The 12,752-nt window shown below is 71.4% G+C and carries 11 protein-coding genes and 1 riboswitch; all 11 genes read left to right on the top strand.

Features of this window, described 5'->3' with window-relative positions; genetic code table 11:
- Window positions 1-52: 52 nt before the first annotated feature.
- On the top strand, window positions 53-715 hold the full coding sequence (locus ACIRU3_RS33405; RefSeq protein WP_404064371.1) for a hypothetical protein: 663 nt from the start codon (window positions 53-55) through the stop codon (window positions 713-715).
- A 38-nt stretch (window positions 716-753) separates the two neighbouring features.
- Window positions 754-2,247 (top strand): protein kinase, encoded by a 1,494-nt coding sequence (locus tag ACIRU3_RS33400; RefSeq protein WP_404064423.1) that lies wholly within the window; start codon window positions 754-756, stop codon window positions 2,245-2,247.
- 122 nt (window positions 2,248-2,369) lie between these two features.
- On the top strand, window positions 2,370-3,197 hold the full coding sequence (locus ACIRU3_RS33395; RefSeq protein WP_404064368.1) for a glycoside hydrolase domain-containing protein: 828 nt from the start codon (window positions 2,370-2,372) through the stop codon (window positions 3,195-3,197).
- Between the two features lie 147 nt (window positions 3,198-3,344).
- Window positions 3,345-3,995, top strand: coding sequence for a SurA N-terminal domain-containing protein (locus tag ACIRU3_RS33390; RefSeq protein WP_404064366.1), 651 nt, complete (start codon window positions 3,345-3,347; stop codon window positions 3,993-3,995).
- Between the two features lie 133 nt (window positions 3,996-4,128).
- Window positions 4,129-5,100, top strand: coding sequence for a nucleoside triphosphate pyrophosphohydrolase (locus ACIRU3_RS33385; protein ID WP_404064364.1), 972 nt, complete (start codon window positions 4,129-4,131; stop codon window positions 5,098-5,100).
- Window positions 5,101-5,222: 122 nt separating this feature from the next.
- Entirely contained in the window at window positions 5,223-6,989 is a 1,767-nt protein-coding gene (locus ACIRU3_RS33380; protein ID WP_404064363.1) for a tetratricopeptide repeat protein, read from the top strand.
- On the top strand, window positions 6,986-8,257 hold the full coding sequence (locus ACIRU3_RS33375; protein ID WP_404064362.1) for a cytochrome P450: 1,272 nt from the start codon (window positions 6,986-6,988) through the stop codon (window positions 8,255-8,257). The genes ACIRU3_RS33380 and ACIRU3_RS33375 overlap by 4 nt, the downstream gene beginning before the upstream one ends.
- Before the next feature lie 168 nt (window positions 8,258-8,425).
- A complete protein-coding gene (locus ACIRU3_RS33370; RefSeq protein ID WP_404064361.1) occupies window positions 8,426-9,442 on the top strand; it encodes a transglycosylase family protein in 1,017 nt (338 codons plus the stop codon).
- Between the two features lie 182 nt (window positions 9,443-9,624).
- A riboswitch (cyclic di-AMP (ydaO/yuaA leader) is annotated at window positions 9,625-9,793 on the top strand.
- 4 nt (window positions 9,794-9,797) lie between these two features.
- Entirely contained in the window at window positions 9,798-10,481 is a 684-nt protein-coding gene (locus tag ACIRU3_RS33365) for a transglycosylase family protein (protein WP_404064359.1), read from the top strand.
- 381 nt (window positions 10,482-10,862) lie between these two features.
- Window positions 10,863-12,149 carry a phosphopyruvate hydratase gene (gene eno, locus ACIRU3_RS33360; protein ID WP_404064356.1) on the top strand — a complete coding sequence of 429 codons (1,287 nt, stop codon included), beginning with the start codon at window positions 10,863-10,865 and terminating at the stop codon, window positions 12,147-12,149.
- 110 nt (window positions 12,150-12,259) lie between these two features.
- On the top strand, window positions 12,260-12,736 hold the full coding sequence (locus ACIRU3_RS33355) for a septum formation initiator family protein (RefSeq protein WP_404064353.1): 477 nt from the start codon (window positions 12,260-12,262) through the stop codon (window positions 12,734-12,736).
- The last annotated feature ends 16 nt before the right edge of the window (window positions 12,737-12,752 follow it).

Here is a 12,752-nt window from a genome sequence, read left to right as displayed (position 1 = left end):
GCCCGGCTGAGCGGGCGGACACGTACGCCCATTTCAGGCATCAGGAGCAGTCATGCAGGGCCACGGCTACGCACAGCCGGTGAAGCAGCCCCCGCACCCCGCGTGGCTGGTTGTGCTGCGTGTGGTGTTCGTGGCGGTCGGGATCTTCAGCATCGGCTTCCTGACCTGGGTGTTGATGCTGCGACTGGCCGCCGTCACGCGCAGGTCGCTGGACTGGGGTCTGTTCGTGGCGGTGCTGGCGGCCGACATCCTCAGCGTCGTGCTGCTGGCCGGCGAGCCCGGCGACGAGGTCCACACTCCCGGCGGCTACCTGGGCATGACTCTGCTCCTCGGCGCCCTCGGCGTCACGCTCGTGTACTACCTGGTGGCGGACATCAGGCACTTCCAGAAGCTTCAGCGGGCGTACGCGGGCGGCCCGGCGGTGTCGGCGTACGGCTATCCGCAGCCGCCGTCGCCGTTCACCGCGACGACCGTGCCGCAGGGCCGCGCCCCCGTGGGGCGCCCGCCCGTCACGCCCACGGGGCCGCACACGCCGCTGCCGCAGCCTCCGCTGACCACCCCGCAGCCCCCGCTGACCACCCCGCCGCCGCAGCGCCCGGCGCCCGCCCGGATCGACCAGGTGCGTGCCGAGCTGGACGAGCTGAGCGACTACCTGCGCAAGCACGACGGCCACGACGACGGCATGCAGGGCGCCGGCCACGAGGACGGACGGTGACCGTGGCGACGGGACGGGTCGTCGCCGGCCGGTACGAACTGTCCACGCTCATCGGGCAGGGCGGTATGGGCCAGGTCTGGACGGCGTACGACCAGCGGCTCGACCGGCGCGTGGCGGTGAAGCTGCTGCGCCCCGACAAGGTGGCCGGTCAGGAGGCGGACGAGCTGCGCCGCCGCTTCGTGCGTGAGTGCCGGGTCACCGCACAGGTCGATCACCCGGGCCTGGTCACCGTGCACGACGCGGGCAGCGAGGGCGAGGAGCTGTTCCTCGTCATGCAGTACGTCGACGGCGCCGACCTCTCCGACCATCTCGCCGAACACGATCCGTACCCGTGGCAGTGGGCGGTGGCGGTGGCCGCGCAGCTGTGCGCCGTGCTGAGCGCGGTGCACGCCGTGCCGATCGTGCACCGCGATCTGAAGCCGCGGAACGTGATGGTGAAGCAGGACGGCACGGTCACCGTCCTCGACCTGGGCGTGGCCTCGGTCATGGACACCGACACCACCCGCCTCACCCACACCGGCTCGCCGATCGGCTCGCCCGCCTACATGGCGCCCGAGCAGGCGATGGGCGGTGCGGTCGGCCCGTACACCGACCTGTACGCGCTGGGTGTGCTGATGCACGAACTGCTCAGCGGCGATGTGCCGTTCTCCGGCTCCACGGCGCTCGGCGTGCTGCACCGGCACCTGTACGAGCCGCCGCTGCCCGTGCGTCGTGTCCGCCCCGAGGTGCCGGAGGCGCTGGAGGCGCTTGTGCTTCGCCTGCTCGCCAAGGACCCGCAGCATCGGCCGGACTCCGCGCAGGAGGTGTACGAGCACCTGGCGCTGCTCCTGCCCGCGCGCGGGACGCCCACGGGGGCGCCCCTCGATCCCACGCGTCCCTTCCTGCGTCCGCACGCCCCCTGGCCGGACCGTGCGCGTACGCCCGCGCCCCAGCCCGCCCCCGTGACGCCCGTGCCGGACACGGCCGAGAAGCCCGATGTGGCGGCCGCCGTGGACGAGGTCAAGCGGCTCCTCGGGGAGGGCCGCATCACCCAGGCCGTGGACATCCTCGGCGCGATCCTGCCCGCCGCGGCCGAGCAGCACGGCCGGCACTCCCCGGTCGTGCGCACCCTGCGCAAGCAGTACGCGGCCACGCTCATGGACGACGGCCAGTACCGGCGCGCGCTGCCCGAACTGCGCCGTCTCGCCGACGAACGCGCCGCCGAGGCCGGCCAGGCCGACCCGCAGTCCCTGCGCTTCCGATACGAGGCCGCGCAGTGCCTGGAGCAGCTCGGCGAACCGGCGGCGGCGCTCGCCGAGTACCGCGCGCTGCTGCCCTACTACGAGAACCAGTACGTCTCCGGAGACCCGCAGCTCGCCCACGACGTGCGGCGCCGCATCGGACACCTGCTGCTCGCCGTCGGGGACCGCCCGGCCGCCCACGACACGCTCGCGCGGCTGCTGATGGACGTGGAGCGTTTCCACGGCCCCGGCCATCCGCTGGCGGCGGACATCCGCCGCACCCTGCAGTGGCTGGGGCAGGTGCGCGGCTAGATTTTGCTGTTCTCTGGGAGATTCTTGTGATCTTCGGGGGATTGCGTTTCCAGAAATCGGGAGCGGCGCCGGATAGGTTGCGCTTCGTTTTGCACAGGCACGCACGAGCAGGGGTGGGGTTCATGGCCGGCCATCGGCAGTCGAAGAAGCGCAGGTACGTCACGTGGGCGGTGGCCGGGGCGGCCGTCGCCGCCGGAGCCGGTATCGCCGCGCAGACCTCCATGGCCGCCACCGCCTGGCCCGCGCAGAAGACGTTCACCGGCCGCGCCTTCGACACCTGCACCGCGCCCTCGCAGTCCGCGATGAAGGCCTGGCACACCGGTTTCTACGGTGCCGCCGCCGTCTACGTGGGCGGCAGGAACCGCGGCTGTGCCCAGCCCAACCTCACTTCCACCTGGGTCAAGAGCGTCACCGCCATGGGCTGGAAGCTCGTCCCGATCTACGTCGGTGCCCAGCCGCCCTGCCAGACGGGCTCCAGCCCGGAGAAGCTGACGGCCTCCACCGCCACGTCCCTGGGCGCGAAGGACGCCGCCGACGCCGTGGCCAAGGCCTCCGCGCTCGGTATGAAGGCGGGCAGCCCGATCTACCTCGACATGGAGGCGTACGACAGCGCGAACAAGGCGTGCAACGACGCGGTCCTGACGTACGTGCGCGCCTTCGACAAGGGCCTGCACGCCAAGACGTACCGCGCCGGTTACTACGGCTTCACCAGCTCCAGCGCCAAGGCGGTCGCCACCGCGTCGGACAGGACGGACCTGCCGGGCAACCTCTGGTACGCGCTGTGGGACAAGCAGAACACCACCACCGCGGACTGGCCGTGGGGCTCCACCCGGTTCACCGGCCACAGCCGCGCCCACCAGTACATGGTCAACAGCAAGGAGACGCACGGCGGCGTCACGCTCACCGTCGACCGTGACGCGTGGGACGCGCCGGTGGCGATCACCGGCTGACCCGGCGGCCCCCACCGCGGTGGCGCGGCGGTGCCCGAAGCGGGTGCGAATCGTTGGTCGAATGGGTTGGCCGGAGCCTGCCCACTGCCTACCATCGATCACCGCAAGACTTTGTGCACCGTCGCACAATCTCCCTTGGAGGTCTCCTTGCACCGCCGCCGTCGCACCGCGCTCGTCCTCTCCGCCGCGATCGCCGCCGCGGCACCCCTCCTCACCGCGTGCGGAAACGATGCGCACCCCGGCGCGGCCGCCGTCGTGGGAGGGCAGCGGATCACCGTCGCCCAGCTGGAGAACCGGGTCGGCGAGGTACGCAGGGCACAGCGGGCCGCCGTGCCGGACGACACCCAGTACCAGCAGGTCCTCGCCTCCACCGGCGGCCTCACCCGCGACACCCTGCACAACATGGTCCTCGACCGGGTGCTGCACCGTGCCGCGCAGGACGAGGGGATCACGGTCAGCCGCAAAGAGGTCCTGCAGATGCGCTCCGGTCTGGAGCAGCAGGCCGGCGGCGCCAAGGGGCTGGAGACGGCCTGGCTGCAGAAGTACGGCATCGCGCCCAAGCGCCTGGACGACAACCTGCGCCTTCAGCTCGAGGCACAGAAGCTCGCCGCGAGGCTCGGCACCGACACCACGCAGCCCGCCTTCTGGAAGGCCCTGTCGCAGGCGTCCGACGAACTCCACATCGACCTCAACCCGCGCTACGGCTCCTGGGACGTGCAGAAGAGCAGCCGGGTCGATGCCAAGACCCCGTGGGTACGAGAGGTCACGGCGACCGGGGCGCAGCAGGAGCCCGCGTAGCGGGGGGTTTTCCGGGGTGCCGGAACGGTACGTCGGCGGCCGAGACAAGGCAGCCGGTCGTAAGATCACATGACCCTTCCGGCCCTGTGGACAACCGGTCCCGTCCGTCCTCGCCGTGGGTTACGTTCGGATCGTGAACGCAACCAGCCCCGAAGCCGCACCCGGCCGCATCGTCCTGCTCACCACCAGCCACCGTGTCGCACCCGGCCTGCTGTCCTGGCCCGCCTGGCAGGCGCTGCGCGCCGCCGACGCCGTGCTGTGCGCGGACGGAGCGCATCCGCAGCTGCCGTATCTGCGGGAGGCGGGGATATCGGTGGGGGAGGCCGCCCCCACCGCCCAGGAGCTGGTCGACACCTGCGCCGGCGGGCGGACCGTGGTGGTCGTGGCCACGGGTGAGGGAGAGCCCGCCCTCACCGACGGCCTGGCCCGCCTGGCCGGCTCGGGCAGGGTGCGGATGCCGGAGCTGGAGCTGCTGCCCGCCTCCTACGACCTGCCCGGCGCCCGCCTCCTCGACCTCGTCCAGGTCATGGACCGCATCCGCGCCGAGTGCCCCTGGTCGTCCCGGCAGACCCACAAGGGCCTGGCCAAGTACGGCATCGAGGAGGCGTACGAACTGGTCGAGGCGATCGAGGCAGGCGACCGCGCGGAGCTGCGGGAGGAACTGGGCGACGTCCTGCTCCAGGTCGTCTTCCACTCCCGGATCGCCGAGGAGGACCCGGAAGCGCCGTTCTCCGTGGACGACGTGGCCGGCGGCATCGTCGCCAAACTGATCCACCGCCACCCGCACGTCTTCGGCGACGAGAAGGCCGAGACCCCGGAGGACGTCAAGGCGCACTGGCTGCGCACCAAGGCCGAGGAGAAACGGCGTACCTCGGTCACCGACGGCGTCCCCCTCGGCCAGCCCGGCCTCGCCCTCACCGCCAAGCTCGCCTCCCGCGCCCGCACGGCGGACCTGGACGTCCCCCTGCCGCAGGGCGACGGCATCGGCTACGAGCTGCTGGCGCTCGCCGTCCGCGCCGAGGCGGACGGTGTCGACCCGGAGGCGGCGCTGCGGGCGGCGGCGCGCGTGTACCGGGACGCCATACGGGAGAAGGAGGCCGGCTGAGGGCCCCGGGGGCCGGCGGGTCCCGGAAGAAGTGACGGCCGAGGAGCATACGGGACGTCAGGAAGCCTCCGGCTCAGTACCGTTGGGCGAAAGCCTGGAGAAAACGGGACAGGGGGACACGGGTGGGTTCCGCACTGGAGTTCATGGCGGCCGAGGCGATCGTGAGCGCTGTCGGGTCGACGGCCTGGAAGCAGATGCAGCAGCGGGTCGCCGAGCTGTTCCGGCGCCGCGGGATGGACGGTGACGCCGAGGACCTCGCCCGGTTCGGCGCGTCACCCGAGGAACACTCCGGCGCCGGCGCGACCCAGGAGCACTGGCGAGACCGGCTCCAGGAGGTGCTCGTGGACGCGCCGGAGACGGTGGCCGAGGAACTCAAGGACATACTGGACGAGTTCATGGCGGCCTCGGGTGACACCGTCGACTTCCGGCAGGGCACCTTTCACGGGCCGGTCACCGGCGTGCAGCACCTCCACTACGGTCCGGCCGCGGCCTTCCCCGACCCCGGCACCTGGCCGGCCGTCCGCACGGCCGACCCCATCGCCCTGGGCGTCCACCGGACCCGGCGCTTCGACGAGGAGAGCGAGCTCGCGCCGTACGTCGGCCGGGACGCGGACGACCGGCTGATCCGGCTGCTGCACCGGGGCGGGCTGGTCGTGGTGACCGGTGGACCGTTCTCCGGCAAGAGCCGGACCGCCTGGGCCGCCGCGGCCGCCGCGCTGCCGCCGGACACACGGCTGTGCGCCCCCGCACCGGGCGCCGACCTGCAGGCGCTGCCGGGCATCCTGCGCGAGCGCCCCGGCGCATACGTCCTGTGGCTCGACGAACTGGAAGGCCACCTGGGTGAAACGGGCCTGGACACCGGCCTGCTGGCCCAGCTCACCGGCCTCGGGGTGCCGATCGTCGCGACGATGCGCGACGACGCGTACGACGCGCGCCGGTTCGGCGGCGGCCGGGCCTCGCGCGTGCTCAGCCGTGCCGAGACCGTCGAGCTCAGACACGCGTGGAGCGGGACGGAACTCGGACGGCTGGCGCAGGCCGACGACCCCCGGCTGCTCGGCGCCCTGAAGGGACGCGGCGACCGCACGGTGCCGGAGTATCTGGCGGTGGGACCGGAGCTGTGGGACGAGTGGCGCAGAGCACGGCGGGCCGGTGCGCATCCTCGCGGGCACCTCCTCGTGCGGGCGGCGGTCGACGCCGCACGCTGCGGGTTCGCCGGCCCCCTGCCGGCCGATGCGCTGGAGAGGATCGCGCAGGAGTACGGCCACGAGGTGCCGAGGAGCGGACAGGAGTCCATCGACGAGGCGCTGGCCTGGGCGACGAGGCCCCGGTACGGGGTGACGGGCCTGCTGGTGCCGGACACCGAGGACGAGACCGTCTTCGCGGCCTACGGATCGCTGGTGGCGGATCTCCCGGCCTCCGGGGAACCGGCGGACATACCGGTGACCGTGTGGTTCCAGCTGCTGGACGCCGCAGAGGACAAGGAGACCGAGGCGGCGGTCGTCCGGACGGCGGACCGGCTGTTGACTCCCCGGGCGGAGGCAGGCGTGGCCGACGCGATGGTGGTGCTCGGCGGCATAGCGATGGGGAAGGACAACGCACCGGAGGCCGTCCACTGGTTCCGGAAGGCGCTGGAGGCCGGCGTCGACGACGTGAAGCTCCAGCAGGAGCTGCACGCGGAGCTGGGGGAGCTGCTGGTGGCGACCGGGGAGACCGAGGCCGGGCTGCGCCACCTCAGGGCCGCCGCCGAGCAGGGCGATGCCGCCGCCGCGTACCGCGTCAGCCTGGCCCTTCGGGAGAGCGCCGACGACTGGCTCCGGCGGGCGGCCGCCGCCGGGCATCCGACCGCGATGGCGGAGTTGGGCCCCGCTGCGGATACCGTCGAGAAGTGACCGACCAGCTCGACTCCGACGACTCCACCCCCGACCTCTTCACCTGGGAGTTCGCCACCGACCCGTACCCCGCCTACGCCTGGCTGCGGGAGAACGCACCCGTGCACCGGACGCGGCTGCCCAGCGGGGTCGAGGCCTGGCTGGTCACCCGGTACGGCGATGCCAAGCAGGCCCTGGCCGACCAGCGGCTGAGCAAGAACCCGGCGCATCACGACGAGCCCGCGCACGCCAAGGGGAAGACCGGTATCCCGGGCGAGCGCAAGGCCGAGCTGATGACGCACCTGCTGAACATCGACCCGCCGGACCACACCCGGCTGCGCCGGCTGGTCAGCAAGGCGTTCACGCCCCGCACGGTCGCCGAGTTCGCGCCCCGGGTGCAGGAGCTGACCGACCACCTCATCGCCGGGTTCGCGAAGAAGGGCTCGGCCGACCTCATCCACGACTTCGCCTTCCCGCTCCCCATTTACGCCATCTGCGACCTGCTCGGAGTCCCGCGCGATGACCAGGACGACTTCCGCGACTGGGCCGGGATGATGATCCGCCACGGGGGCGGACCGCGGGGCGGGGTCGCGCGGTCGGTGAAGAAGATGCGCGGCTACCTCGCCGAGCTGATCCACCGCAAGCGGGAGGCGCTGCCCGCCGAGCCCACCCCGGGCGAGGACCTGATCTCCGGCCTCATCCGCGCCTCCGACCACGGCGAGCACCTCACCGAGAACGAGGCCGCCGCGATGGCCTTCATCCTCCTGTTCGCCGGGTTCGAGACCACCGTGAACCTGATCGGCAACGGCACCTACGCCCTGCTCACCCACCCCGAGCAGCGCCACCGTCTGCAACGCTCCCTGGCCGCCGGGCACAGGGACCTCCTGGAGACCGGTGTCGAGGAACTCCTGCGCTACGACGGCCCGGTGGAGCTGGCCACCTGGCGGTTCGCCACCCGGCCGCTCACCATCGGCGGGCAGGACATCGCCGCCGGGGACCCGGTGCTCGTCGTACTCGCCGCAGCCGACCGGGATCCGGAGCGGTTCGCCGATCCGGACGTCCTGGACCTGTCCCGCCGGGACAACCAGCACCTCGGATACGGCCACGGCATCCACTACTGCCTCGGCGCCCCGCTCGCCCGTCTGGAGGGCCAGACCGCGCTCGCCACCCTCCTCACCCGCCTCCCCGACCTGCGGCTCGCGGCGGACCCGGCCGAGCTGCGCTGGCGCGGCGGACTCATCATGCGCGGCCTGCGCACGCTCCCCGTGGAATTCACGCCCGCTCCGTGAGCACAGCCCGCACAGCGGAACATGACGGATGTTCGCCTCTGTGATCTTCACGTGATCTACGCGGCATTAACTTGTGACAAGTGATCGTCTGCCTATACGTTCACCCCTCAGCGTGGCCCCGAGTTTCATGCGCCGCGCCGGCCCCGCTGTCGCACGAAAGGCTTCCGCATGCTCTCCGGGAACGGTCGTCACCGTCGCCCCCGTCAGGCTCCGGCCCTCCTCGTCGCGGCGGGAGTGACCGGCTCCGCCATCGCCATCCCGCTCCTCGGTGCGGCGAGCGCCAACGCGGCCGACGGCACCACGTGGGACAAGGTGGCCGAGTGCGAGAGCGGTGGCTCCTGGAGCGCCGACACCGGCAACGGGTACTACGGCGGCCTGCAGATATCCCAGGACGACTGGGACACGTACGGCGGCGGCCAGTACGCCTCCAGCGCCGACCAGGCCAGCCGGTCGCAGCAGATCGCCGTCGCCGAGAGGATCCTCGCCGACCAGGACACCACGCCCTGGGCCACCTGCGCCCTGCTCTCCGGGCTGACGTCGAACTCCGGCTCGCTGGACGTCGACACGGGTGTCGGGGACTCCGGTTCGGGCTCGGCGGAGGACGGCGGTTCGTCGAAGTCCTCGGACCCGTCCGGCTCCGGCGATACGTCCGACTCGTCTGATCTGCCGGATTCCTCGTCCTCGTCCGACTCCTCCTCGGATGCGGCCGGCAAGCCGTCGTCCGACGCGAGCAAGGACGCCGGCTCCAAGGGCTCCGACAAGGAGACCGATACCCCCAAGTCCGACAAATCCGCATCGTCCGGCTCCGAAGGCGCGGAGGGCAGCGACTCCGCGACCATGGATCCCGCGACGGACGACTCGGACAATTCATGGCAGACCGGCAGCTCTTGGAGTCTGGTCGACACGGGCGCCCTCGGCAGCGGCGGACGTCACCGCGGTGGCACTGCGGACGAAAGCGTGACAAACGGTCAGGACGCCAAGACGTCCGGCCGCCACGCCTCCCGTGACGCGAGCGCCTACACCGTCCGCGAGGGTGACACCCTCGCCTCCATCGCCGACTCCCTTGACGTCGACGGCGGATGGCACGCCCTCTACGCCGACAACAAGAAGAGCATCGGCGCCGACCCGAACCACATCACCGCCGGTCAGACCCTGAAAGTCGGTAGCGAAAAGGGCGATAAGTAGCAGGAGTTGACGCCCCACTTCACACTTAATGTCCGTTTTGGCGAAAGTGTGGGATGAGTCTCAGAAGCCCTGATCGTCTTTGAAATTCCCGCGATCGCCTGTCTACGGTCGGGACCGCTCGTCACCACGAGCCCCGGCAGTCGCAACGCCGAATCCTGCCAGCGGTTGCCCGGGAACAGTCGTCGCGTCATGCGCCGTAGGCAGGAGCGGGGGACCCAAGGTAGGCGCCGGAACCGGCAGTTGATGCCGGCACCGGCTTGGGGTGGAGCCGTGTCCCGAAAGGGGCGCGGCCGGGCAACTCAACCGGCCCGAACCCGACAGCTCACCTCGCAGGCGTCGGTGAGGGGATCGATCCATGCTGTTTTCCGGCAAGGGCAAGCACCGTCGTCCGTCCAAGGCCACCCGGGCCATCGCGCTCGCCGGTGTCACCGGCGCCGTTGTCGCCGCCCCGCTGATGGCGGCCGGCAACGCCTCCGCCGCCACCGCCTCCGAGTGGGACGCGGTCGCCCAGTGCGAGGCCGGCGGCAACTGGTCCATCAACACCGGAAACGGCTACTACGGCGGTCTGCAGTTCTCCGCCTCCACCTGGGCCGCGTACGGCGGCGCCCAGTACGCCGCCCAGGCCAACCAGGCCACCAAGGCGCAGCAGATCGCCGTCGCCGAGAAGGTTCTCGCCGCCCAGGGCAAGGGCGCCTGGCCGGTGTGCGGCACGGGCCTGTCCAGCACCCCCAACGGCGGTGCCGCCCCTGCCGCCCCCTCGAAGACCACCGCGCCGAGCACCGCCACCCGCTCCACCGACGAGCAGGCCGCCTCCCGCTCCGCCGAGCGTCCGGCCGCGAGCAAGACCGTCACCACCCCGACCGGCAAGAAGGTCAAGAAGGGCGACGGCGAGTACAAGGTCGTCAAGGGCGACACCCTCAGCACCATCGCCGAGAAGCACAAGGTCGAGGGCGGCTGGGAGAAGCTGTTCAAGCTGAACAAGGACGTCGTCGCGGACGCCGACCTCATCTACCCGGGCCAGCAGCTGCACCTGAAGTAACACCCGGCTCCCACCAGAACCACAGCGCCCTCACAAGGCCTGCCCCCAGACCGAGGGCCTCGTGAGGGTCATCCCCCCGTCCCCACGGGCTCCCCGCCCCGGCGCGTGTTCCCCCGTACGCGCCGGGGCGGGGTCGTTTGTTTCCCCGCTCGGGTTCCGCACCCTGTTGGCCGCCCCCGTTTCCCGCCCACGGTTCCCGGCTCTGTTTCCCCACTCTTCGACCGGGCCTCATTCGGAGGCCCCTTTGTTCCGAGCGTGAACAATAGGTACCGTCTCCTTGTCCACGGGACGGTCGGTCGGTGGCCGACGCCCCCGGGACGGTTAGGCTCTAGTCGCAAGGCACACCAGCCGCGCACTACCAGCGTCACATCCACGAAGGAGATGCTCGTGCCGTCCATCGACGTCGTCGTAGCCCGGGAAATCCTGGACTCCCGAGGCAACCCCACGGTCGAGGTCGAGGTCGGCCTCGACGACGGCAGCACGGGTCGTGCCGCCGTCCCCTCCGGCGCCTCCACCGGCGCCTTCGAGGCCATCGAGCTGCGCGACGGTGACCCGAACCGCTACCAGGGCAAGGGCGTCGAGAAGGCCGTCCTCGCCGTCATCGAGCAGATCGGTCCGGAGCTGGTCGGCTACGACGCCACCGAGCAGCGCCTGATCGACCAGGCCATGTTCGACCTGGACGCGACCGACAACAAGGGCTCCCTCGGCGCCAACGCCATCCTCGGCGTCTCCCTCGCCGTCGCCCACGCCGCCTCCGAGGCCAGCGACCTCCCCCTGTTCCGCTACCTGGGCGGCCCGAACGCGCACCTGCTGCCGGTGCCGATGATGAACATCCTGAACGGCGGCTCGCACGCCGACTCCAACGTGGACATCCAGGAGTTCATGATCGCCCCGATCGGCGCGGAGTCCTTCTCCGAGGCCCTGCGCTGGGGTGCCGAGGTCTACCACACCCTCAAGAAGGTGCTGAAGACCAAGGGCCTGTCCACCGGCCTGGGTGACGAGGGCGGCTTCGCCCCGAACCTGGAGTCCAACCGCGCCGCCCTCGACCTCATCGTCGAGGCCATCAAGCAGGCCGGTTACGTCCCCGGCGAGCAGATCGCGCTCGCGCTCGACGTCGCCGCGTCCGAGTTCTACAAGGACGGCAAGTACGAGTTCGAGGGCAAGTCCCGCTCGGCCGCCGAGATGACGGAGTACTACGAGGAGCTTGTGGCGGCCTACCCGCTCGTCTCCATCGAGGACCCGCTGTTCGAGGACGACTGGGCCGGCTGGAAGGTCATCACCGACAAGCTGGGCGACAAGGTCCAGATCGTCGGCGACGACCTCTTCGTCACCAACCCGGAGCGCCTGGCCCGCGGCATCGAGGAGGGCTCCGCGAACGCCCTGCTCGTGAAGGTGAACCAGATCGGTTCGCTGACCGAGACCCTGGACGCCGTCGAGATGGCCCAGCGCAACGGTTTCAAGTGCATGATGTCCCACCGCTCCGGTGAGACCGAGGACGTCACCATCGCCGACCTCGCCGTCGCGGTGAACTGCGGTCAGATCAAGACCGGCGCCCCGGCCCGCTCGGACCGCGTCGCCAAGTACAACCAGCTGCTGCGCATCGAGGAGATCCTCGACGACGCCGCGGTCTACGCCGGCCGCAGCGCCTTCCCGCGCTTCAAGGGCTGACCCAACCGGGGCTCAACCCCGGGCAAGCCTTAGCCAGTCGTACGTACGTCCCCGTACCCGGTCCCGTACCGTGTGCGGGGACGTACGCACGTGTGAAGGGGAGGCGGGACATGGCCGTGAAGGACCGGGACCGGTTCTCCACCGCGACCAGGCTCAGGCTGCTCGGGGAGCAGACGGCGGCCCGGGTCTACCGCTCCCAGACCAAGCGGCAGGCCCGCCGCTCCCGGCTCACCGGCCGCGCCGCCCTGCTCGCCCTGGTGCTGTGCACGCTGATCGTCGCGCTCGCCTACCCGATGCGGCAGTACGTCTCCCAGCGCGCCGAGATCGCCGACCAGCAACGGCAGCAGGAGCGGGCCCGCAAGCGCGTCGAGCAGCTGCGTGACCTGAAGGCGCGCTGGCAGGACGACGCCTACGCCAAGCAGCAGATCCGGCGCCGGCTGCACTATGTGATGCCCGGGGAGACGGGGTACGTCGTGATCGACCCGGGCGCGGCCAAGCAGTCCCGCGCCGACCTCCGGGCCGCCCACCGGCCCTGGTACGCGAACGTCTGGGACGGGGTCGACAAGTCCGACGCCTCCGACCAGTAGCCGGCCCCCGGCCGGT

This window comes from Streptomyces sp. NPDC101151 (assembly GCF_044768335.1).
In the GTDB taxonomy this organism is placed as follows: domain Bacteria; phylum Actinomycetota; class Actinomycetes; order Streptomycetales; family Streptomycetaceae; genus Streptomyces.
The sequence above is the reverse complement of the archived record's forward strand: the minus strand, read 5'-3'. Positions and strand labels throughout refer to the sequence as shown.

Bases quoted from the DNA above. Each gene is read 5' to 3' on its own strand.
- ACIRU3_RS33370 (WP_404064361.1), top strand. From the start codon at position 8,426: ATGCTCTCCGGGAACGGTCGTCACCGTCGCCCCCGTCAGGCTCCGGCC.
- ACIRU3_RS33355 (WP_404064353.1), top strand. From the start codon at position 12,260: ATGGCCGTGAAGGACCGGGACCGGTTCTCCACCGCGACCAGGCTCAGG.
- ACIRU3_RS33395 (WP_404064368.1), top strand. From the start codon at position 2,370: ATGGCCGGCCATCGGCAGTCGAAGAAGCGCAGGTACGTCACGTGGGCG.
- ACIRU3_RS33365 (WP_404064359.1), top strand. From the start codon at position 9,798: ATGCTGTTTTCCGGCAAGGGCAAGCACCGTCGTCCGTCCAAGGCCACC.
- eno (WP_404064356.1), top strand. From the start codon at position 10,863: ATGCTCGTGCCGTCCATCGACGTCGTCGTAGCCCGGGAAATCCTGGAC.
- ACIRU3_RS33405 (WP_404064371.1), top strand. From the start codon at position 53: ATGCAGGGCCACGGCTACGCACAGCCGGTGAAGCAGCCCCCGCACCCC.